At 65.6% G+C, this 21,820-nt stretch carries 12 protein-coding genes; 4 read left to right on the top strand and 8 right to left on the bottom strand.

Annotated elements, in window-relative coordinates; genetic code table 11:
• Positions 1-23 precede the first annotated feature (23 nt).
• Together ACPW75_RS09740 and pbpG are read left to right on the top strand one after the other, a co-directional pair.
• The gene (locus ACPW75_RS09740) at positions 24-479 is read left to right on the top strand and encodes an NUDIX hydrolase (RefSeq protein WP_077096842.1); all 456 of its coding nucleotides are present in this window, start codon (positions 24-26) and stop codon (positions 477-479) included.
• Between the two features lie 402 nt (positions 480-881).
• Positions 882-1,802 carry a D-alanyl-D-alanine endopeptidase gene (gene pbpG / locus ACPW75_RS09745; protein ID WP_011706303.1) on the top strand — a complete coding sequence of 307 codons (921 nt, stop codon included), beginning with the start codon at positions 882-884 and terminating at the stop codon, positions 1,800-1,802.
• Between the two features lie 92 nt (positions 1,803-1,894).
• On the opposite strand, the gene amoH is transcribed toward pbpG, so the two are convergent.
• From amoH to amoC, 7 genes are read right to left on the bottom strand one after another with little or no spacing between them, the layout of a single operon-like run.
• Positions 1,895-3,439 (bottom strand): amonabactin biosynthesis glycine adenylation protein AmoH, encoded by a 1,545-nt coding sequence (gene amoH / locus ACPW75_RS09750; RefSeq protein ID WP_077096844.1) that lies wholly within the window; start codon positions 3,437-3,439, stop codon positions 1,895-1,897.
• Positions 3,436-9,708, bottom strand: coding sequence for an amonabactin biosynthesis non-ribosomal peptide synthetase AmoG (gene amoG / locus ACPW75_RS09755; RefSeq protein ID WP_143239005.1), 6,273 nt, complete (start codon positions 9,706-9,708; stop codon positions 3,436-3,438). The genes amoH and amoG overlap by 4 nt, the downstream gene beginning before the upstream one ends.
• Positions 9,709-9,722: 14 nt before the next feature.
• The gene (gene amoA, locus ACPW75_RS09760) at positions 9,723-10,472 is read right to left on the bottom strand and encodes an amonabactin biosynthesis protein AmoA (protein ID WP_077096846.1); all 750 of its coding nucleotides are present in this window, start codon (positions 10,470-10,472) and stop codon (positions 9,723-9,725) included.
• A gap of 20 nt (positions 10,473-10,492) precedes the next feature.
• Positions 10,493-13,621, bottom strand: a complete 3,129-nt coding sequence (amoF, locus tag ACPW75_RS09765) for an amonabactin biosynthesis non-ribosomal peptide synthetase AmoF (RefSeq protein ID WP_264098223.1) — start codon at positions 13,619-13,621, stop codon at positions 10,493-10,495.
• Complete coding sequence (gene amoB, locus ACPW75_RS09770; protein WP_077096848.1) at positions 13,618-14,541, bottom strand: amonabactin biosynthesis bifunctional protein AmoB; 924 nt, start codon at positions 14,539-14,541, stop codon at positions 13,618-13,620. Before amoB ends, amoF begins: the two co-directional genes overlap by 4 nt.
• Positions 14,542-14,563: 22 nt before the next feature.
• Positions 14,564-16,225 carry an amonabactin biosynthesis (2,3-dihydroxybenzoyl)adenylate synthase AmoE gene (gene amoE, locus ACPW75_RS09775; protein ID WP_077096850.1) on the bottom strand — a complete coding sequence of 554 codons (1,662 nt, stop codon included), beginning with the start codon at positions 16,223-16,225 and terminating at the stop codon, positions 14,564-14,566.
• Positions 16,222-17,415 carry an amonabactin biosynthesis isochorismate synthase AmoC gene (amoC, locus tag ACPW75_RS09780; protein ID WP_077096852.1) on the bottom strand — a complete coding sequence of 398 codons (1,194 nt, stop codon included), beginning with the start codon at positions 17,413-17,415 and terminating at the stop codon, positions 16,222-16,224. Before amoC ends, amoE begins: the two co-directional genes overlap by 4 nt.
• Positions 17,416-17,740: 325 nt before the next feature.
• Here amoC and ACPW75_RS09785 point away from each other — a divergent pair, with 325 nt between their 5' ends.
• Both ACPW75_RS09785 and ACPW75_RS09790 read left to right on the top strand, forming a co-directional pair.
• A complete protein-coding gene (locus ACPW75_RS09785) occupies positions 17,741-18,292 on the top strand; it encodes a lipoprotein (RefSeq protein WP_077096854.1) in 552 nt (183 codons plus the stop codon).
• 145 nt (positions 18,293-18,437) lie between these two features.
• A complete protein-coding gene (locus ACPW75_RS09790; RefSeq protein WP_077096856.1) occupies positions 18,438-20,438 on the top strand; it encodes a hypothetical protein in 2,001 nt (666 codons plus the stop codon).
• Between the two features lie 77 nt (positions 20,439-20,515).
• Here ACPW75_RS09790 and glgC read toward each other — a convergent pair whose 3' ends face one another.
• Entirely contained in the window at positions 20,516-21,790 is a 1,275-nt protein-coding gene (glgC, locus tag ACPW75_RS09795; protein ID WP_077096860.1) for a glucose-1-phosphate adenylyltransferase, read from the bottom strand.
• Positions 21,791-21,820 lie beyond the last annotated feature (30 nt).

Raw genomic sequence — 21,820 nt, forward strand, 5'->3', positions numbered from 1 at the left:
AACCTGTTTCTGGAGCCTCTCCCATGATCCCCATTCGCTGTCACACCGTCTCCGGCGCTGCGCTCTCCACCGTCCAGGGCGAGACCCGGTTGCTGATGATGAAACGGGTCAAGGGCGGCTTCTGGTGTCATGTGGCGGGCACGGTCGAGGCAGGGGAAACCGGTTGGCAAACCATAGTGCGCGAATTTCGCGAGGAGACCGGCATCGTCGTGCACGAACTCTACAACGGCCAGTATCTGGAGCAGTTTTACGAGCACGCCACCAACACCGTCTGTCTGGTGCCGGTGTTCGTGGTCTACTGCCCGCCAACGCAGGCGGTGACCCTCAACCACGAGCACACCGAGTACCGCTGGTGCACCCTGGCCGAGGCCAAGGCGCTGGCGGGCTTCCCCGGCCAGCAGGCACTCTATGATCACCTCTGGCACTACTTTGTCGAAAACAGCCCCTCGACGCTGATGCGGGTGGCCATGACACCATAGCGGGTGCATGCCAAGAGCCCTGCCGTTATCCCCTTGATCCTGTGATGATCCACATCCGGCCATGGCGACCATCAGCGCATGTTGTCGACCCTGATCAGGCCGTTTTCAGCAGAGATGATCACCCAGAATGAGCGAGAGGAAGGAAACAAGCAGCAGAGAGAGGTAAAAAAGTCACTATCTGGCGGCCAGGGGGCGCCGTCAGCCGCGCACCTCGACCAGGTTCTCCATTCCTCCCCACCCCATCATTACTCGTATGAAGCCACCCATAGCCGCCATTACCGTTATTTCAAGGTGCGCCATCCCATAAAATTGAAATATCGGGCCATTAGACGTTGTGAAGCATCAATTACCGTCATATAACTTAGCCAAATATCCCTGTCAGCCGTACGGTAGCGTCAAATCATGATTACTCGCCCTTTTCTTACCCTGTTGCTCGGTGCCTTCCTTGTTCCCGTCAGCATGGAGAGCGCCCAGGCCAATCCGTTTTCAGCCCAGTCCCACTCCCCCAACAGCTTTCTGGAGCAGCGCAACGATCTGGCGCTGAGCTCCGCCGCCTTCGTGGTGGCCAACCCGCGCACCGGTGAAGTGCTGTCGGAGCGCAACGCCAACCGGGTGATGCCGATAGCCTCCATCACCAAGCTGATGACGGCGCTGGTGGTGCTCGATGCCAACCAGCGGCTCTCCGAGATGCTGACCGTCACCATGGCCGACGTGGACAGACTCAAGGGCACCGGATCGCGGCTGGCGGTGGGCTCGCGCCTGAGCCGGGCCGACATGCTGCATATCGCCCTGATGTCGTCGGAAAACCGCGCAGCCTCGGCGCTGGCCAGAAACTACCCGGGTGGCCAGCGCGCCTTCATCGAGGCGATGAACGCCAAGGCCCGCATGCTCGGCATGTGGAGCACCCAGTTCTCCGACAGTACCGGCCTCACCCCCCGCAACGTCTCCAGCGCCCACGATCTCGCCAAGCTGGTGGCGGCGGCATCCACCTATCCGCTTATTCGCCAGTACTCCTCCACCGAGGAGCGCATGGTGCGCAACGGCAAGCGTCAGCTGCACTACCTCAACTCCAACCGGCTGGTGCGCGAAGGGAGCTGGCCCATCTCCCTCTCCAAGACCGGCTATATCCGCGAGGCGGGTCGCTGCCTGGTGATGGCCACCCAGATCAACCGCGAGCCGGTGATCATGGTGCTGCTCAATGCCGATACCCCCAATGCCCGAGTGGCCGATGCCAAGCGGATCAAATCCTGGCTGGAGACTTCCGGTCGCATGAGCCTGACCGCCCAGTCCACTCCCCAGACCAAGCTGTTCAGCAGCCAGTAACGCGCCCGGCAATCATCGTCAAAAAAGCCCCCGCACCTAGGTGCGGGGGCTTTTTTATTTTATTTCGGGTTTATGGCCTTCCGACATATCTCTTACTCGTTTAGCGGCAGCGCCTTCCTATCCAATTTGCCGCTGCCGGTCTTGGGCAGGGCATCCAGCAGGATGAGCCGCGCCGGCACCATGTAGTGCGGCAGCGTCGCCTGCAGCCCCTTGCGCAGGGCAAGCCGGTTGAGGGTCACCCCGCTTTTCGCCTCCACGTAGCCCACCAGCATGGCATCGTCCCCCTCGCCCACCAGACGCACCGCCGCCTCCTGCACCCCGGCCTGGCGGCGCAGCCCCGCCTCCACCTCGCCGAGCTCGATGCGAAAACCGCGCAGCTTGACCTGATCGTCGCGCCGACCCAGATAGAGGAAGCTGTCCGCCCCCAGCCGTCGTACCCGATCGCCGGTGCGATAGAGGCGATGGGTGGCAAGGCGCAGGAAGGCGGCGCTGGTCAAGGCAGGCTTGCGCCAGTACCCCTCGCACAGGGCCGGGCTCTCGATGCAGAGCTCCCCGCACTCCCCCTCTGCCACCGGTTGCCCCGCTTCGTCCAGCACCCAGTGCCGATAGCCGGGCAGGCTGTGGCTGATGGTGATCTGGCCATCAGTCGGCGGCCAGCGCACCTCGCTCACCAGCGACCAGACGGTGGCCTCTGTGGGCCCGTAGCAGTTCCACAGTCGCCGGGTGCGGGCACAGAGCTGCTCGGCCAACACTGAGTCCAGTGCCTCGCCGCCGCACAGGGCGGTGAGGGTATTGCGCCCCTGCCAACCGGCCTTGAGCAGCATGCGCCAGCAGGCCGGGGTGGCCTGCAGCCAGTTGATGGAGGGGTCGGCCTCGAGCAGCGCCAGCATCCCCAGCGGATCCTTGTTGTGCTCACCGCCAGCCACCGTCAGCCGGCCACCGCCCCAGAGCGGCCCCAGCATCTCCAGCAGCGAGATATCAAAGGCCGGGGTGGTGATGAAGAGCCAGTGGCTGTTCGGTGAGAGCCCGAGCCGCTCGCGGATCCCGTCGAGGAAGCAGAGCAGGGCCCGCCGGCTGATGACCACCCCCTTGGGCTCGCCGGTGGAGCCCGAGGTGAACATCATGTAGGCAGCCAGGGCGTCATCCACCTGAGGCCAGGAGACGGCCCCTGCCGCTGCGGGCCCGTCGAGGGTACGCAGCGGACAGCCAAAGGCGGGGGCCGGTCTGTCGCCGTCGCAGATCACCGCCGACAGGCGCGCCTGGCGGGCGATCCCCTGCAGCCGCTCCACCGGAAAGTCCGGCTCAAGGGGCACGAAGGTGAGGCCGAGCCGCAGGCAGGCCAGCAGGCTGGCCACCAGATCGGGGCTGCGGGAGAGATAGAGGCCGACCCGCTCCCCCACCGCCAGCCCCTGCAGGCGGGCGGCAATCCGGGCCACCCGATCATTGAGCGCGCCATAGCTAAGCCACTGCTCATCTGATCCGCCCTCACTGAGGTACTCCCCGCCCATACAAATGGCGGGGGCCAGCGGGGTGGCGGCCAGACATGCCGCCAGCCGCGCGCCCAGGTTGGCCGCCCCCTCACGGGGGGCAGGCCGGGTTTGCATGAGCGGAGCCTCATGCTTGATGGTCACTGTCATAGCGCGGCCTCCGTTTGGCGCACCAGCCAGTGTCGATAGAGCCGGCTGGGGGATGGATGGGCCTTGAGGGTCTGCAGGGTGAGCGGCGCCCGATCCTGGCCAAACGCCTCGTTGAGGGCCGCCAGCAGGGCGAGCTGCTGCACCGAATCCACCCCGAGTTCACACAGGGTCTGCTGCCAGATGCCGGGCACGCCGCACTGGCGCTCCCACAGGGCCACCAGCACACGGGCCTCGGCCGGCGGCTGAGCCAGGCCGGACTCCGCCCTGGTGGAGGCCACCTGTGGCATCACCGGGGGCTGTACCGCCGCCACTCTGGCCGGCTGGCTCAGATCCGCCTGCGCCAGCCAGTCGAGCTCGGCCAGCCAGTCAGCCAGCACCGCCTCGGCCCGGACCTCGGGGATCTGCTCGCCGTCAAACTCGAGGCGCAGCTGGAGCGTCTCGCCCCGGCTGCTGACCACCAAGGAGAGCGGCAGCTCCACCTTCTCCACCACGGTGCCAAAGCGCGGCACCAGCTGGTGGGGTTCGGGGGCGGCAGGGGCCGCCGGCATGGGGTAGTTCTCGAACACGAACAGACTCTGGAACAGACGTGCCCGGCCTTTGGTCAGTGCCGCCAGCGACTGGGTGCCATGCTCATTGAGCGCCATCAGGTCGGTCTGCAACCGGGCGATATGCTCGGCCAGGGTCAGCTCGGTGCGCCACGCCAGGGCCAGTGGCAGGCTGTTGATGTAGAGCCCGACGCTCACGGTGATCCCCTCGATGGGATAGTCACGCCCTGGGGTCACGTTGCCCACCAGGGTGACGGCATCGCCAGAGCGGCGTGCCAGCAGCCGGTGCCAGGCATATTGGGCCAACAGACCCGCGGTCACGCCAAGGTCGCGGGCACGATGGGCGAGCAAGGTCGCCACCTCGGCCGGCAACGCCGTGGCGCACACCGCCGGTCGCTGCTGGGTATGGCGCCCGCTGGAGCCCGCGTCCAGCGTCACCCCGAACAGGCAGGCGAGATCGTTAGGCGTTGCCAGGAGCTCGCCACGCCCCTGCCAGTAGGCGTCGGCGCTGCGGGTTTGGCTGGCGATATGGCGGCCAAATTCGAGCCAGGCGGTATCCGGCTCGGCTTGTGGCAGCAGGCCGTTCATCAGCGCCTGATAGCCGCGATGCAAGGAACCCAGCAACACGGGGCCGCTCCAGCCATCCAGCACGCCGTGATGGGCGCTGAAGATCACCTTGTGGTGATCGGGGGCCAATTTGAAGCAGGCAAGGCGCAGCAGGGGCGCCGGCTCCAGCGGGATCGGACGGGCCAGATCCTGCTCGCGATAGGCCTGGACCCGTGCCTCTCCCGCCTCATTCCCCACCTCGGACAAGTCCTCATAGTGGAATGGCAACTCGGCATGCTTGAGGATGCGCTGCAGCGCGACCCCATCCGCCAGCACCAGTTCGCTGCGAAGGGCCGGCCAACGGGCGATCTGCCCCTGCCAGGCCTGACGGTAGACCGCCACGTCCAGCGGCTGGTGATAGGCGATCTCGGTCTGCAGGTGATAGGCGTGATCCCGGGGCAGCAGCGCCCTGTGATGGAACATGCTCTGCTGAAGCGAGGTCATGGGCAGCAGGGTCTCCACCTCGCGCCCGTTCAGCACCCGATCGAGCGCAGCTTGCGAGAGGCCAAGCCCCGGGAAGTCGCTCGGGGTATGGCGCGGGGCCTTCACCGCGCAGCAGTGCTCCACCAGCGCCGTCAGGTTGTCCGCCAGCCGCGTCATCAGGGCGTCGCTCGCCTGCTGGTTGAGGGCGCCCACCTGGCGCAGGGTGAGACGGCCATCAAACACGCCCCCGTGCAGGCTCACCAGCTCGCGCGGCAGGTTGTCAGGGGACGTGGGTGCCCCCGGCGCCAGCGGCAGGGGCTGCCAGGGCTGAGCAGCCTCGCCCTGATGGCTGACCCCCAGGTAATTGAAGACCACCAGGGCTTCGGGCAGTGCCCAGCCACGTGGGTGGTGCAGCCGCAGGGCGTTGAAGCCCACCCCCTTGTCCGGCACGGCGCGCAGCTGCTCCTTGGTGGCGCACACCAGCGCATCCCACGCCCCGGCATCTGCCAGCGCCAACGGGTAGGTGCTGGTGAACCAGCCCAGGGTACGGCTCACGTCGAGTTCCGCATCGATGGCCTCACGGCCATGCCCTTCCAGCATCACGCAGTGACGGCTGCCGTAACCCTGCTCGCTCAGGGTACGGGTCAGGGCCGCCAGCAACAGGTCGGGCACCCGGGTGAAGTAGGCCTGGTTGGCGGAGTCGATGAGACGAGCCGTGGTCTCCTGACTCAGCTGCAGCAAGCTGGCGGCGGCGCGGCCATCGGCGGCGCGCGCCGCTTCCAGCAGGTGACCCTGGCTGCCTTCCCCCTGAGCCAGCCAGAAGCCAAGCTGTTCCTCTTCCCGTTTGGCGTAGGCCGCTAGCCCCTCGCCCCACTGGCGATAGCTGCTGCCCTTGGCGGGCAGCGGCTCACCCCTGCTCACCCGTGCCAGATCCTCGGCCAGAATGCGCCAGGAAACCGCATCGATGACCAGGTGATGGAAGGCGAGGAAGAGCCCCTCCACCGTCTCGCGCTCGCCCTCCCGCTCACCTTCCAGAGAGAGATTGCGCAAGCGGGCCCAGGCCAGGGTGTGGCCGCTGGCAGGGTCGAAATCTCCCTGCAGCTCGGTCAGGCGGACCTGCAGCCCGGCCTCGTCGAGATTGGCGGCATCCAGGGTCGGCAGCGGCGGCAATGCCAGCTCGGCCAAATAGCGTTGGCCGGTCGGGGTCACCGCCAGGCGCAGGGCATCGTGATGCTGGCGCAACGCATTCAGCCAGCCACCCAGGGCCTCATCGTCCACCCCGGCCGGCAGGCGCAGGATCACCCCCTGGTTCCAGTGACCGGACTTGGCAAAGCCCTGTTCGAAGAACCAGTGCTGAATAGGGTGGAGCGGGAACTCGCCGGTCAGGCTGCCCTGCTCGCTCCTGTGGCTGACCGCCTGCTGCTGGCCGAGCTGGCGGCAGAGGCGGCGCACCGTCTTGGCTTCGAACACGTCCTTCACGCTGCAGTGCAGCCCCGCATCCCGCAACCGGGTGGTGAGCTGGATGCTGAGGATGGAGTCACCACCCAAGCGGAAGAAGTCATCCTCCACCCCGAGCGGCTGCTTGAGCACCCCTTGCCAGATGGCAAGCACGGTCTGCTCCAGTTCGTTTTGCGGCTCGCCCTTGCTCTGCTGCCAGACGATGGCGGGCAGGCGGCGCAAATCCAGCTTGCCGTTGGGGGTGAGCGGCATCTCGGGCAGCCAGCAGAGGCGGGCCGGCACCATGTATTCGGGCAGGCACTCGCCGGCCCGCTGTAGCAGGGCGTCGCCGTCGGGCTCGCTCGCCCCGGCCAGCAAACAGGCGTAAGCGAGCAGACGACCCTCCTGCACCACCACCTTGATCTGGCGGATGACCGGGCACAATTCGGCAAGCCGGGTCTCTATCTCCCCCGGCTCGATACGATAGCCGCGCAGCTTGATCTGCTCGTCTGTCCGCCCCAGATACTGGATGTTGCCATCGCGGCGCAGCAGGGCCCGATCGCCGGTGCGATAGAGGCGATGGGTACGTTCCGCCAACGCCAGCTCGATAAAGGCCTCCTGGGTGCGCTCTGGCAGATTGAGGTAGCCGCGGGCCAGCCCCAGCCCCGCCAGGCAGAGCTCACCGGGGACCCCCACCGGGCAGAGGTTGCCCGCCTCGTCCAGGATCAGCGCCTTCAGGTTGTTGACGGGGCGACCTATGGTGATGGGCTCCCCCGGGGTGAGCCGCGCGCAGAGCGCGGTGACGGTGCACTCGGTCGGGCCGTACATGTTGAACAAGGCCACCCGCTCCCCCCAGCGCTCCACCAGGCTGCTCGGGCACGCCTCACCGCCAAAGCCGATAGCCTTGAGGGAGCCGAGATCCGCCGCTGGCAATAGATTCGCCAAGAGCGCCGTGGGCAGGATCATATGGCTGGCGCCGCAAGCGATCGCGGCACCGATCACCCCCTCGCCCGGCTCGCCGAAGTGCAGGGCCGCGCCGCAGTACAGGGGCAGCAAGCTGGTCATGTTGCCCGCATCAAACGAGAGGGACATGCAGTTGAACATGGCACCATTCTGATCAAGGGCGATGCGCTCGCCGTGATCCGCCATCAGGTTGACCAGGCTGCCCTGCTCCACCATGACCCCCTTGGGCAGGCCGGTGCTGCCGGAGGTGTAGATGATCTGGGCCAGCATGGCGGCGTCCCGGGGTAGTGCGGGCGTGCTGGTTGGCATCTTGTCCAGTGCAAGCCCGTGCAGATCGTGATATTCGGCAGTCGTGCCCGCCAGCGCCTCGCCAAGCCGCGGGTCCGGCACGCCGCCCAACACCAGGCTGATGGATGCATCGCCTAAGATATGGGCCAGCCGCTCGGCGGGATAGGCAGGATCGAGCGGCACATAGGCTGCCCCCGCCTTCCAGCAGGCGAGCAGGGCAATCACGAAAGCGACATCGCGTCTGGCCTGGATGCCGATGGCGGCACCCGGGGTGACGCCCTGGGCCTGCAGCCAGTGGGCCAGCCGGTTGGCACGCACCTCCAGCTCGCCATAGGTCAACGATTGCGCGCCGTCGCTCACCGCCAGCGCGTCCGGCAACTGAATAGCGCGCCGCTCGATATGGCAGAGCAGGGTGTCGCGGCTCGGGTAATCCCGCGGCAAGTCGGCAAGCTGTGCGGCCAGCGCGGCCTGATCGGTGCCCGCTTCCAGCGGCAGTTGCCAGATGTCGGTCTCGGGGGCCGCCACCATGGCGCGCATCAGGTGCAGCAGGCGATCGGCAAGAGCCTGGATGGTCTCTCGCTCGAACAGGGCGGTGGCAAACAGCCAGTCCACCCTGACCGAATCCATCAGCTCGGTCACCTTGACCGAGATGTCGGTCTTGGCTGGCAGCACAGGCGAGGTCTCCTCCACCAGCTGGCAGCCGGGGATGAGATCGTTGAAGTCCACCTTGGCCTGATAGACCAGCATGATCTGGAAGATGGGGTTGATGGCGGTGGTGCGATCCGCGCCGATGGCCTCGGCCAGCGCCTCGAAGCGGTAGAGCTGGTGATCGAAGGCCGCCAGATCCTCCTCCCGGCACTGCTGCAGATAGTCGACAAAGCTGGGCTTGCCGCTGAGTTGAGTGCGCAGCACCAGGGTGTTGACGAAGAAGCCCACCAGGGACTCGATCTCATGGCGCTCGCGATAGGCGAGCGGGGTGCCGATCACCACCTCCTTCTCGCCGCTCTGGCGCACCATCAGCAGGGCAAACAGGGCGTGCAGACCGATGAAGTTGGAGGTGCTGTGACGTTGGCAGAGGCGCTTGAAGCTCTCCCACAGATCGTTGTCGATGGTGGAGAAGACCAGCTCGCCGCCGCTGTCCTGATGGGCCGGGCGCGGCTTGTCCAGCGGCAGGCCGTGCACCTCGGGGCTGCCACCGAGCCGGTCGACCCAGAACGGCTTGAACTCGGCGTGATAATCGAGAAAACGCGGTGAGTTGAACCAGCGGGCATAGTCGATGTAGGTGAGCGGCAGTTCGCTCACCTGCAGGGGCTCGCGGTTCTGATGGGCAAGAAAGGCGCGCTTGAGATCCGCGAACATGTTCTTGACCGACCAGCCGTCGGAGATGATGTGGTGCTGGGTGATCAGCAGCACGTGCTCGCGGCTGCCCAGCCGGATCAGGTGCACCCGGCTCAGATCCCCCTGGGTCAGGGAGAAGGGGCGGCCAATCTCTTCCCGCACCCGGCGGGCCACATAGGCCTCACGCTCGGCAGCGGGCTCTGCGCTCACGTCCTCAATCTGCAACTTGAAAGGCGTGTGGGGCAGGATCTCCTGGGCGCCCCTGCCCGCCTCGTCCTTGATGAAGCGGGTGCGCATGCTGGGGTGGCGGGCAAACAGGTGGTCGAAGGCAAACTCCAGCGCCGCCGTATCCAGCTCTCCCTTGACGCGAAAATAGACCGGCATGTTGTAGAGGTGGGAGGCCTCCTCGTACTGCTCGATAAACCAGAGCCCGCTCTGGGACGAGGAGAGCGGGCCCTGCCGGGCGCCCTCGGCGACGATAGGTTCTTCGAAGGCGGCACGGGCCGCCAGGCAGCGCACCAGCTCATCCTTGTGGGCCTTGATGGTGGCGCCGATGGCCGGCGTCACCGCCTCCTTGCTCGACTGGGAGATAAGCTGGCCCTTGTCGTTCAGCGCCAGCTTGACCCCCTGCCGTTCCAGCTGTTTCAACAGCAAAATCATATTGTTCATCTGTTTCTCAAGCCTCAGGCACTCAGGGTGGCGCCGCCGTCGACGACCAGATCCTGCAGCGTGATGTGGCTGGCCAGATCCGAGGCCAGGAAGAGGACGGTATGGGCGATCTCCGCCGGGGTGGCGACCTTGCGCAGGGGGATGCCGAGCTTGAACTGCTCCGGCAACCCGGCAATGGTGCGGGCCATGGCCTCTTCATTCGGCAGCATGCCGCGCAGCATGGGGGTATCCGTCGAGCCCGGCGACACCAGGTTGGCGCGCACGCCGAAGGGTGCCAGCTCCAGCCCCACCGTCTGGGTCAAGCTGGTGACCGCCGCCTTGGAGGCGCAGTAGGCCGCCATCTGCATGCGCGGCACATGGGCGGCGTTGGAGCCGATGGTGACGATGGCTCCGCGCCGCTGCCCCTTGAAGTGGGGCACCAGGGCCCGCAGCAGATAGAAGACGCCGCTGGCGTTGACCGTCATGCAGTCGTGCCAGTCGTCATCGCTCAGGACTTCGGTAGAACCGAGGCGCAAGACCCCGGCCCCGTTCACCAGCACATCGAGCCCGCCGTCCGCCAGCAGCGCTGCGCAGCAGGCGTTGACCGCCTTCGAATCGCCGATATCGAGCAGCCGGGTGGCATAGGGGTAGTCGGCTTCGGGAAATGCCAGATCCAGCCCCACCACGATTGCTCCGGCTGCCACGAACTGCGTCGCCACCTCGCGGCCGATGCCGCGCCCGGCCCCGGTCACCCAGACCCGCTTGCCAGTGAAATCAAAGGCCATTGCTTGTTGCTCCTTGTTCATCACCACACCATCTCCACGCTCTCTTCGTCCTCGGCAAGCAGGCCGTCGAGGAAACGGCAGAAGTCGTCTAGGCGAGGGTGATCGAACACATCGGAGACCTTGACCTGCACCCCAAACTCGGCGCCGAGCCGGTTGACGATCTGAATGGTCTGCAGGGACTGGCCCCCCAGTTCGAAGAAGTTGTCGGCGGGCGCCATGGTGGCGAGCCCCAGGATCTGCTGCCAGATGGCGCCGACCCGGTTCTCGGTCTCGCTGCCCAGGGTCAGGGCTTCGCCGCCCGCCTGGTAGGCGGCCAGCAGGGCCTTGCGATCCAGCTTGTTGGAGCCGGTGCGGGGCAGCTGGTCATAGTGGCGATAGTCGGTGGGGATCATGGCGGCAGGCAACACCTTGGCCAGCTGCGCCTTGATGACCCGGCTGTCGCACTCCGGCCCCGCCACAAAGGCCACCAGCCGGCGCACGCTGCCGATGCTCACCCCCTGCACGCAGGCCTCGTCCACCCCCGGCAGGGCCAGCAGTTGGGCTTCCACCTCACCGGGCTGGATGCGATAGCCGCTTATCTTGAATTCATTGTCGCGCCGACCGAGGTAGACCAGCCGGCCGTCTACCAGGCGCACCCGATCGCCGGTGCGATAGACGGGCATCTGCTCCGCGCCAACCCGCAGGGTGCCGAAACCGCCCTGCGCACTCTGCACATTCGCGCTCTGCGCGCTGCCCACATAGCCGTTGGCCAGCTGCGGGCCGAGCAGCACCAGCTCCCCCTCGCTGGCGGGTTGCTCCCCCGCCCCCAGGATGAGCGCCTGCATGCCGGGCAGCGGCAGGCCGATGGGCAACTGGGTCTGGCTCGGGTCTTCCTGTTGCAACTCCTGGGTGGTCACCACCACGGTCGTTTCGGTGGGGCCGTAGGTGTTGAAGAGGCGCACATCGGAGCGGCCCTGGCGCTGCCACTGGGCCAGCTGCTCGGGGTAGACCGCCTCGCCGCCAATGATGACGGTGGCCAGATTGGCAGGGATATGGGCCTGGCCCGCCGTCAGCGCCACCACCCACTCGTTCCAGAACGCGGTGGGCAGATCGAGGTGGGTGATCCCCATCTGCTCCACCCCGGCCGCAAAGGCGGGCATGGATTCGAGCAGGGCGTCGGTACGCAGCACCAGGGTGGCACCGGCGCTCAGGGTGGCGAACACCTCCTCGATGCTGGCGTCGAAGTTGAAGGGGGCGAATTGCAGCATCCGCGCCTCTTCATCCAGGTGATAACGGCAGCGGGCGGCGGCGGCGAAGTGATCCAGCGCGCCGTGGCTCACTGCCACCCCTTTGGGCAGGCCGGTGGAGCCCGAGGTGAACATCAGGTAGGCGACGGCGCGGCCGGCGGCCGGCTGATTCAAGCGGTTATCGCTCACCAGATCCCCCGCCAGAAGATCCCCAACCAAGAGAGTACGCCCCTCAAACAGGCTGGCCAGCTTGTGACGGTACTCGGCCTGGGTGATCAGAGTCTTGACCTCCCCCAGCCGCAGAATATGGCCCTGGCGCTCCAGCGGCTGCTCGGGGTCGAGCGGCACGTAGACGGCGCCCGCCAGCAGCACCGCCAGCTGGGCGAAGATGGCCTGGGGGGTGCGGGCCAGCATGACCCCCACCTTGTCGCCGGGGGCGACGCCTGCGGCCTGCAGGGCGGCCGCCATCTGTTCAGATCGGGCCAGCAGCGCCTCATAACTGAAGCGGGCCTCTCCCTGCTCCAGCGCGATCTTGTCCGGGGTCTGGGCGGCGAAGTGGCAGAGCGCCTCCAGCACCGGCCGCGTCTTGATCACTTCATGGGTGGGGCCGGCGATCAGGGCGCTGGCCCGCTGCTCCGCCAGCCAGTCGGCCTTGAGCGCCCCCAGCGTCTGGGCGGGCTCGGCCAGCCAGCGGCCCAGCAGGGTAAACAGGGTATCGGCGATGGCCGCCAGATCCCCCTGCTGATAGCAGCCGGGGTTGGCGTCCAGATCCAGTCTGGGCTGGCCATCGACGCCAACCTGCACCTCGATGGTGAGATCCTCCACCGGGCCGGCACTGATGTTGAGAATATGGGCAGATAGTGGCCCGAAGCGGCGAGCGTGATCGAACGGCATGATGTTGACCAGCGGGCCGAACAGGCGCTTGTCGCCCCCCACCAGGCCAAGGTCGCGGCGTAGCAGCTCGTAGCGGTAGTGCTGGTGTTTGCGCACCCCGCGTTTGGCCTTGGCCACGGCGCCGGCGGCTCCCGCCAGACTCAGCCCCTCTTCGAGCTCCAGAGCAAGGGGGGTGATGTTCATCTGCATGCAGGGCACAGTCAACGATGCCGAGCCGATGCGGTTCATCATCATCAGGCCAAGCAGGGTCTTATCCTGGCCGCTCGACAGCGACAGCTGTGCAGACAGGCCGGCCAGCAGCAGATCGGGCCAGCCCAGCTTGTGCTCGTCGGCAAAGCCGGTCAGGGATTGCCACAGCACCGCCGGCAGCGGGCAGCTCTCGCGGATAAATTCGGCGGCGATGGGCGCGCGGGTCTCGCCAAAGGATGTCACCTCGGGCCATTCCTTCAACTGCTCCTGCCAGAAGGCGCGAGCGGCGGCGTTCTTGCCGCTCTGCTCGCGGCTCGCCTCTTCGGCCAGCACCTCCGCCAACGAGCCGAAGGGGGATGGGGAGTTCATCTCACCGGCCAGCCCCTCTGCATACAACTCGGCGATGCGCTGGAACAGCAAGGTAGTGCCAAAGCCGTCGAGGGCGATGTGGTGCACGCAGCTGTAGAGATAATCGCGGCCGGGGCCGCGCAGCAAGGCGAAACGGCAGGGCGCCTCTTGGGTCAGCTCGAACGGGCGGCGCAGATCGGCCCAGGCCCAGGCGCGGGCCAGCGTCTCGTCATCGCGCTCGAGGGAGACCTCTTCATAGGCCAGGGGCAGCTCATGCGAGACGAAGCAGACCGCCTCCTTATCGTCTTCGAAGTAGCCCTTGAGTGCCTCGCACTCCCCCACCGCTTTGGCAAGGGCTGCGGCCAGCACGGCCGCCTCGACCTTGCCGTCGAAGGCGATGCACTCGGCGGTGTTGAACATCGCCTTGTCGTCGTTTAACAGATGTCCGGACCAGAGCCCCTGCTGGGGAATGGTCAAGGGGAAGCGGTTCATGGGGCCACCTCCAGCGCCTGGGCTGCCAGCTTGGCCTCGATGAGGCGCCACCAGCCGTTGAGGGTCGGCAGCTTGGCGAGATCCACGAAGCCGAGCTCCACCCCGGCGGCGCGCCACTCGGTGAGCAGGGCCATGATCCGCACCGAATCCAGACCGTAGTCGATGAGGTTCTCGTCGGGGTCAAACTCCCCTTCGTCCTCGTCGATATGGCTCAGCAGCCGCGCCTTGAGCCCCTCATACGTCAGCAACGGATTGGTCAGGAGCGGATTAGTCTGGGCGGCAGAAGCGGACGCCGGGGCAAGGGCCAGCACCTCCTCGCAGGGGATCACCTTGCCGCAGCGGGTCGCCACGTAGTCGAGCGCCATCTGGTGATCGGCCAGGGAGAAGTCCGCCACCCCGTCCGCCAGGAAGAAGGGCTGGATGTCGCGCATGAAGGCGTCGCAGGCGGTCATCATGCAGCCGATATGGCCGTAGATGCCGCCGATGATCAGCTGATCCCGCCCCAGCGCTTTGAGCATCTGCTCAAGCTCGGAGCGCTGGAAGGCGCTGTAACGCCACTTGACCAGCACGGTGTCGTCACGCTCTGGGCGCAGCGCCGCCACCACCTGCTGCTGCTCTGGCCGCTTGTTGAGACCCGGGCCCCACATGTCGTTGAGCAGGGCGCGATCTTCAGGGGATTGATCCTTGGGCTGGGCGGTGTAGAAGACCGGGATGCCGAGGGCCTTGCACTGTTTGCGCACGGCGGCCAGGCGCTCGGTGAGCGCTGCGATCAGCGGGCTGTTTTCACCATAGAAGGCGGTGAAGTACTCCTGCATGTCGTGGATCAGCAGGGCGGCGCGTTTGGGATCCAGGGTCCAGTTGACCTTGTTGGCCTTCCACTGGCTGGGCATGGCGTAATTGTTCAGGGTTGGGATAGCCATAACGTCATGATTCCTTTTAGTTTTATGCTGTTGTCAGGGACTGGTTGGCGGCGATGGCGTGCGCAATGCGCGCCCGCAGCCCCTGCTTGTCAATCTTGCCCACCGCCGTCATGGGCAGGGCGTCCAGGGTTTCGAAACGGTCGGGCAGCTTGAAGTCCGCCACCCCGCGCTCACGCAGAAACTTGCGCAAGGCCAGCGGCTTGAGCCCCGGCTCGGTGGTGACGATAAAGGCGCAGCTCTTCTCCCCCATGGCGCTGTCGGGCATGGAGACCAGGGCCGCATGGGTGATGGCCGGGTGGTGCAGCAGCTGGTTTTCCACCTCTTCCGCTGCGATCTTCTCACCGCCCCGGTTGATCTGATCCTTCTGCCGCCCTACCACGGTGAGGTAACCATCGGCATCCTGTACCACCAGATCGCCGGAGCAGTAGAAGCCCTCGGCATCAAACACCCGGGTGTTGTGAGCCGGGCTCTGGTAGTAACCGCGGAAGGTATAGGGGCCGCGGGTGTGCAGGGCGCCAGGCTGGCCGGGGGCGACCGGATTGCCCGCCTCATCGAGGATGCGCACCTCGTCGTCCGGGCTCATGGGGCGGCCCTGGGTGTGAATCACCTTCTCATCGGGGTCGTCCAGCCGGGTGTAGTTGACCAGCCCCTCCGCCATGCCGAACACCTGCTGCAGCCGGCAACCGAGCAGCGGCCCTATCTTGCTGGCCACCGCCTCCCCCAGCTTGGCGCCGCCAACTTGCAGCAAGTCGAGGCTCTCGAGCTGAGTGCGCGCAGCGGGGTCCGCTTCCGCTGCCTGCAGCCAGAGCGAGACCGCCGGCGGCACCAGCGAGGTGAGGTTGACCCGGTGGCGGGCGATCAGCGGGAAACAGCTGATGGGGCTGGGGTCGGGTGCGAGCACCACGGTGCCGCCCGCCTCGAACACCCCCAGGGCACCCGGAGAACTCAAGGGGAAGTTGTGGGGCGCCGGCAGGGCGCACAGATAGCGGGTATGGGGCCCCAATTCACATATTTCATTGCTGCGGCGCACGCTGTACAGGTAGTCATCGTGGGTGCGGGGGATGAGCTTGGGAGTGCCGGTGCTGCCACCGGAGAGCTGGAAGAAGGCCACCTCGTCCGCCGGGGTCGGGCCAGATTTCACCGGCTCACTCTCAGCCACCTTCGTCAACCAGTGGGTCAGCCCCAGTTCCCCGCTCTCGCCATCGAGCAGCACCAGTTCGGCGTCTATGGTTGTCAGCAGCTCGCTCTCGCGCCCCTTGCTCGCAAACAGCGGATGAGCCAGCGAGCCGACAAAGAGGCGCGGAGTGATCTGCTCGGCATAAGAGAGGAGCTCCAGCCGGTTGTGACTGAACAGGGCGTTGACCGGCGCTATGCCGACTTTGAGCAGGGCGAAGAACACCAGATAGAACTCGGCCACGTTGGGGAGCTGCACCAGCGCTGTGTCCCCCACCCCCAGGCCGTGGCGGGCCAGATTTGCGGCCAGCCGGCTCGAGGCGGTGTCCAGCTCGCGATAGCTGAAGCGGCGCTCGCCGCAGAGGATGGCCTCGGCGTCGGGGGCCAGTTCGCACTGACGCGCCAGCATGGCGGTCAGCGGCTCGCCACGCCAATAGCCCTTGGCGCGGTACAGCTGGGCCAATGCGTCAGGCCAGCGGGTATAGGGCAGGAAGCGGTTGGACTGGGTCATTGCGCCACCTCCAAATCCAGGCCAAGGGCCTTGAGCATGGTGCCCAGCTTGGTGCCGGTCTCGGCCCACTCCATGGCGGGATCCGAGCCCGCGACGATACCGGCGCCGGCAAACAGCTCAACCTGATGGCCGTCGAGCACACCGCAGCGGATCACCACGGCCCACTCGCCGTTGCCCTGGCTGTCGCACCAGCCGACGATGCCGCTGAACAGGGCGCGCCGGAAGGGCTCCTGCTCGCGGATGAACTGGCGGGCCAGATCGGTGGGATAGCCGCACAGGGCCGGGGTGGGATGAAGCTGGCAGGCAAGTGATAGTACCGATGCCTCGCCGCCATTGAGCCGCCCGGCGATGGGGGTACCCAGATGCCAGAGGGTATCCGTGCTCATCAGGGAAGGATGAGCGGGGATCGCCAGCTCGCGGCAGTGGGGCGTCAGCACCCGGCGGATCTCGTCGATCACCAGGCGGTGCTCATGCTGATCCTTGCGAGAAGCCAGCAGATCCCGGGCCACCATTTCATCTTGCGCCGGCTCGCTCGCCCGACGGGCGGAGCCCGCCAGCGGGTGGGTGAACACCTCTCCCCCGCTGACCCTCAGCAGCAGCTCCGGGCTGGCGCCAAGCAGGCGGCGGTGCTGGCCGAGCGGCAGGGAGAAGTGGAAGGCGTGGGGATTCTGGGCCATCAAACGGGCCATCACCCGCTTAGGGTCGGCGGGCTGGTGCAGGGTAAGGGTGAGTTTGCGCGACAGCACCACCTTGGCGAGCCGGCCTTGTGCAAACGCATCCAGCGCCGCACTGACCGAGGCCTGGAATTCGCTGGCCGGCGGGGTGCTCTGCACCGAGATGACCCGGTTGGCCTCGACGGCCTGCTCTGCCATCGCCGCTGTCGCCGGCACCTGTGCCGGCGGGACAGGGCGATCGCCCCGCTCATAGCGGCCGGGCACATAGAGGCAGGAGGCTTCCGCCGGGTCGAACGCGAAGGCACCGATGAGCAGGGGGTTGGCCTGGCCGGCGGCACTGGCGGCTGCCAGCGCATCGGCAATCTGTTGTTCTAGCAAAGGCCATTCACAGGCGGGGGTGGTGATAGGCAGGCCCAGATCAGTGGCACTGAGCGTACCCTGACCCGAGGTAAACAAGAATTCGGGCGAAGACGCAGCCTGGGCAGGCGCGCTATTTTCCATCACAAGAGTATCCACGTTACACCCTCAAATATGATTCAAAATGATAATGATTATCAGTTTGTATTTGTGCGGCGGTAAAATACTCGCTTTGAAATCCCCCGGTCAATGGGATTTTTATGCCGATAAAACTGGAACTTATCTGTGGATATGGCATGTGCCACGGCTGCTGCGGCCCACCGTGCAGGTCCGGCCAGCCTTGTCCGTATGAGCACCACAGCCAACCCCCCATATGAGGCTGCGACAAAAACCGCGGGCTCGCCGCCCGCGCTGGCAGCGAACGCCATTTCCCCCTAAGATGGCGCCATCTTTATGACCATTGTCTCAACCCACGGGATCCTCGATGTTAAAGCACCTGCTTCTGCTCCCCCTCAGCCTGCTGTTGGCCGCCTGTTCACTCACCCAGTACAACGTCAGCGAAGGGGAGATCAACCAATACCTCAAAGAGAGGGTCGCCTTCGAAAAGCAGCTGGGGATCCCCGGCATCATGTCGAGCAAGATCCGCCTCGATGAGATGCAAAGCCGCATCGGTCGCCGCCAGGCCAACCGGGTCGAACTGGATGCCGCCGGCGATCTGCAGGTGGCGAGCCCCCTTGGCAGCCAGCAGATGAAGATCCGCCTCTCCCTGAGCGCCCGCCCCGACTACGTGGCCGAGCAGGGCGCCATCTACCTGCGCGATCTCGAGCTCATCTCGGTCAAGACCGAGCCGGCCGACGTGGGCACCGCCCTCACCCCGCTGCTGCCCACCTTCAACCAGTCGCTCTCGCTGTTCCTCTCCCAGACCCCCGTCTACCGGCTGGACGGCAGTCGCAAGAACGAAGCCAGGATCAAAGATAAAGTCGAGGCACTCAAGGTGGAGCCCGGCCGGCTGGTCATCCCCTTCAAGCTGCTCTGACCCCCAACCGCGCCCCTCTTCTCTTCAACTCCAGGGGCGCGGTTTTTTCTTCTCAAGCTTCCCCCTTTGCCTCATAATGCACACCATTCTCATTTAGATTCATGAGAAGCGTCATAATAAAATCAAACATATGGTGAGAAGGGACATGAGAAAAACCGTACTGGTCCAGGCGATCGCCTGCGCGATCCTGAGCGGCGCCGCACACGCCGCCGTCAAGGTAGAAGACAAGACATTCAACACTGCCGCCAACATGCTGGCCTACACCGAGTTCGAACTCTCCGGCGAGCCGCTGGCCGAGGCCCTCGGTCTGGATCTGGATGTGCTGGACGCCAACCGCGCCAATGAGCCAACCCCGTTCGACTTCGCCGCCGGCATCGAATCCTACGAATACTCCGAAGAGGCGATGTACGCCCTCAACTACCAATCCGGCATGGGCCCCCATCTGGTGAACGGGCCGCAAAACCAGGCTCGCGGCGGCACCATGGCCTCCCTCGGCCAGCGGGTGCTGGCCATGGCCGATGCGGTCGGCTTCCCGGCCGATGAAGTGCCGCAGGGCATGTATCCCCTCTCCCTGCCCTACTCCTCCGCCAATCCGGAGTTCGCGCAAGCCGTCAACGCCACCCCGGTCAACGGCGACCAGATCACCATCAAGACCGCCAAGGGCAACGAGAAGAGCGTCAAGACCCAGGTGCCGGCCTACTTCCGCGACTACACCACCCTGCGCTGGAGCGGCAGTGACAATCTGCTGGTGCCGGCAGCCGTGGGCGGCATCCTGCTCAAAGAGGTGATGTGGTCCCAGGACTTCCTCGGTGGCATGCACGTGGCCGAGACCGATGAAGAGGTGGAAGCCGCGTCCGCCACCATGGATCAGGACGGCAAGCACAAGCTGGGGGTCTCTGCCGCCGACGGCTTCAACGGCATGATGCTGACCGAGCAGTCCATCGACAAGCTGGCCATCCTGCAGGGTCAGCTCGGCTTTGACGGCAAGCAGCTGGGCGCCAAGATCACCCCGCAGTACGATCCGGCCAAGGGTATCGTCTACTTCCCCCATCAGGTAAAAGTGACCGAGACCGGCAAGAACGACGTCGGCGCCATCGGCAAGCTCGAGGTGGTGGACGGCTCCGCCCAGCTGCGCGACGCCTGGATGATGCTGTGGCCGCTCTCCGAGTTCTACGCCTTCACCGATCAGCGCAGCGCCAACACCAACCAGAACCCGGCCTTCCACGCCGTGTTTGACGGTGCCCCGTTCGCCGCCGCACCGGCCGCCAACAAGGGCAGCGATGCCGCCAAGCTGGTAGCGGGTGACGATGCCTTCTCCCTGGCGCTGAACCTCTCCGGCATGGTGTTCAAGAACCTCAATGCCCTGCACTTCGAACCCAAGGCCGGCACCCTGGTCGACAGCTGGCAGGCCGGCAAACAGGGCAAGCACGTCACCACCTTTGACGCCGCCTACAGCCTGGTCGCCCTGCAGATCTTCCAGCGCGCCCAGAATGCACTGCCGGTCGGTTACGCCGCTGGTGACAATGGCGAGCTGAACCTGAAGACCGCTCAGGGCCAGCAGGCGCTGGTGCTGATCCGCCAGCAGGCCGACTTCATCCTCACCAATCTCAAGGGCAAAAATGGGCTGGTACACGATGGGATCACCCTGGGTGGCAAGCTCGATGCCGGCCAGTCCATCGATGCGCAGTTTGCCGCCATCCGCGGCCTGACCGCCGCCTTCCTGGCGACCTCGGATGCCAAGTACCGCACGGCGGCGCGCGAGCTGTTCATCGCCGCCGACAAGGCCTACTTCAATGCCAAGGCCGGTACCTGGCTCGCCGGCAAGCAGGGCGAATACACCCCCTGGACCCAGGCCGCCATCTCCGGCGCCCTGCGCTCCGCCATGCTGAACCTGCGCAACGAAGGCGGCGAGAAAGCCCCGGCGCTGGAGCTGGCCCAGCTGACCCAGCGCTACGTGAGCTGGTTCCGTGGCACCGTCAACGGCGGCATGCAGATGGCCGAGTGGATCGGCGACTCCGGCGAGAACGTCATCGAAGGGGCCGGTGGTGACACCGACGAAGATGGCGTCCCGCAAGTGACCGCCGCCGGTGGCAAGCACGGCACCGCCATGGTGATGGCCGCCAAGGCGCTGATCACCGAAAAATAATCAGCCACTCGCTGAATAGAAAAAGGGAGCCATATCGGCTCCCTTTTTAGTTGTGGCGTCTGGTGTTGGGCGTGACATCACCCCAGCTTGGCCAGCATCTCCTTGGTCACCAGCACGATACCCTGCTCGGAGCGATAGAAGCGGCGGCTGTCCTCGTCGGCGTTCTCCCCCACCACCAGCCCGTCGGGCAGCTTGCAGCCCTTGTCCACCACCACCCGCCGCAACCGGCAACCCGAGCCAATCTCGACACCGGGGAAAATGATGGCCTGATCCAGGGTGCAGAAGGAGTGCACCCGCACATGGGTGAACAGCACGGAGTTGAGCACGAAGGAGCCACTGACGATCGAGCCCCCCGCGAACATGGAGTTGATGGTCATGCCGTGCTGGCCATTTCTGTCCTGCACGAACTTGGCCGGCGGCGTCATGGTCTGGCTGGTCCAGATGGGCCAGTTCTCGTCATAGATGTCGAGCTCGGGCACCACGGAGGCGAGATCCATGTTGGCCTCCCAGAACGAATCCAGGGTACCCACGTCGCGCCAGTAGGGTTTCTGCCCCTCCTTGGCCCCCACGCAGGACATGGTGAACGGGTGGGCAAACGCCTTGCCCTCCCCCACGATGCGCGGGATCACGTCCATGCCGAAATCGTGTTTGGACTCCTGGTTGTGGATGTCCTCTTCCAGCAGCTGATAGAGGTACTCCGCCTCGAAGATGTAGATGCCCATGGAGGCCAGGGAGACGTTTTCGTTACCCGGCATGGCGGGCGGATTGGCCGGCTTCTCCACGAAGGCGCGGATCTTGCGCTGCTCGTCGATGTTCATCACCCCGAAGGCGGAGGCATCCGCGCGCGGCACCTCAATGCAGGCCACCGTCACCTTGGCGCCGAGGCGCACGTGATCGAGCAGCATGGCGGCGTAGTCCATCTTGTAGATGTGATCCCCCGCCAGCACCACTATGTATTTGGGGCCGTAGTCACGGATGATGTCGACGTTCTGGTAGATGGCGTCGGCGGTGCCGCGATACCAGTGCACCTCGTCCACCCGCTGCTGGGCGGGCAGCAAGTCGATGAACTCGTTCATCTGGTAGCGCAGGAAGGACCAGCCTGATTGCAGGTGGCGCAGCAGGCTGTGGGACTTGTACTGGGTCACCACCCCGACCCGGCGAATGCCGGAGTTGATGCAGTTGGAGAGCACGAAGTCGATGATGCGGAACTTGCCGCCAAAATGGACGGCAGGCTTGGCGCGGTTGTCGGTCAACTGCTTCAGGCGACTGCCCCGTCCCCCCGCGAGCACCAAGGCCATACTCTGGTTCAATAGTTGCCGTGCTTTGGCAGTATTTACGGGTTCTAACAACATAATTACCTCTGCATTGTTTTGGTCCATTTT

Origin of the sequence: Aeromonas sp. FL131 (genome assembly GCF_049860615.1) — a bacterium.
GTDB lineage: Bacteria > Pseudomonadota > Gammaproteobacteria > Enterobacterales > Aeromonadaceae > Aeromonas > Aeromonas hydrophila.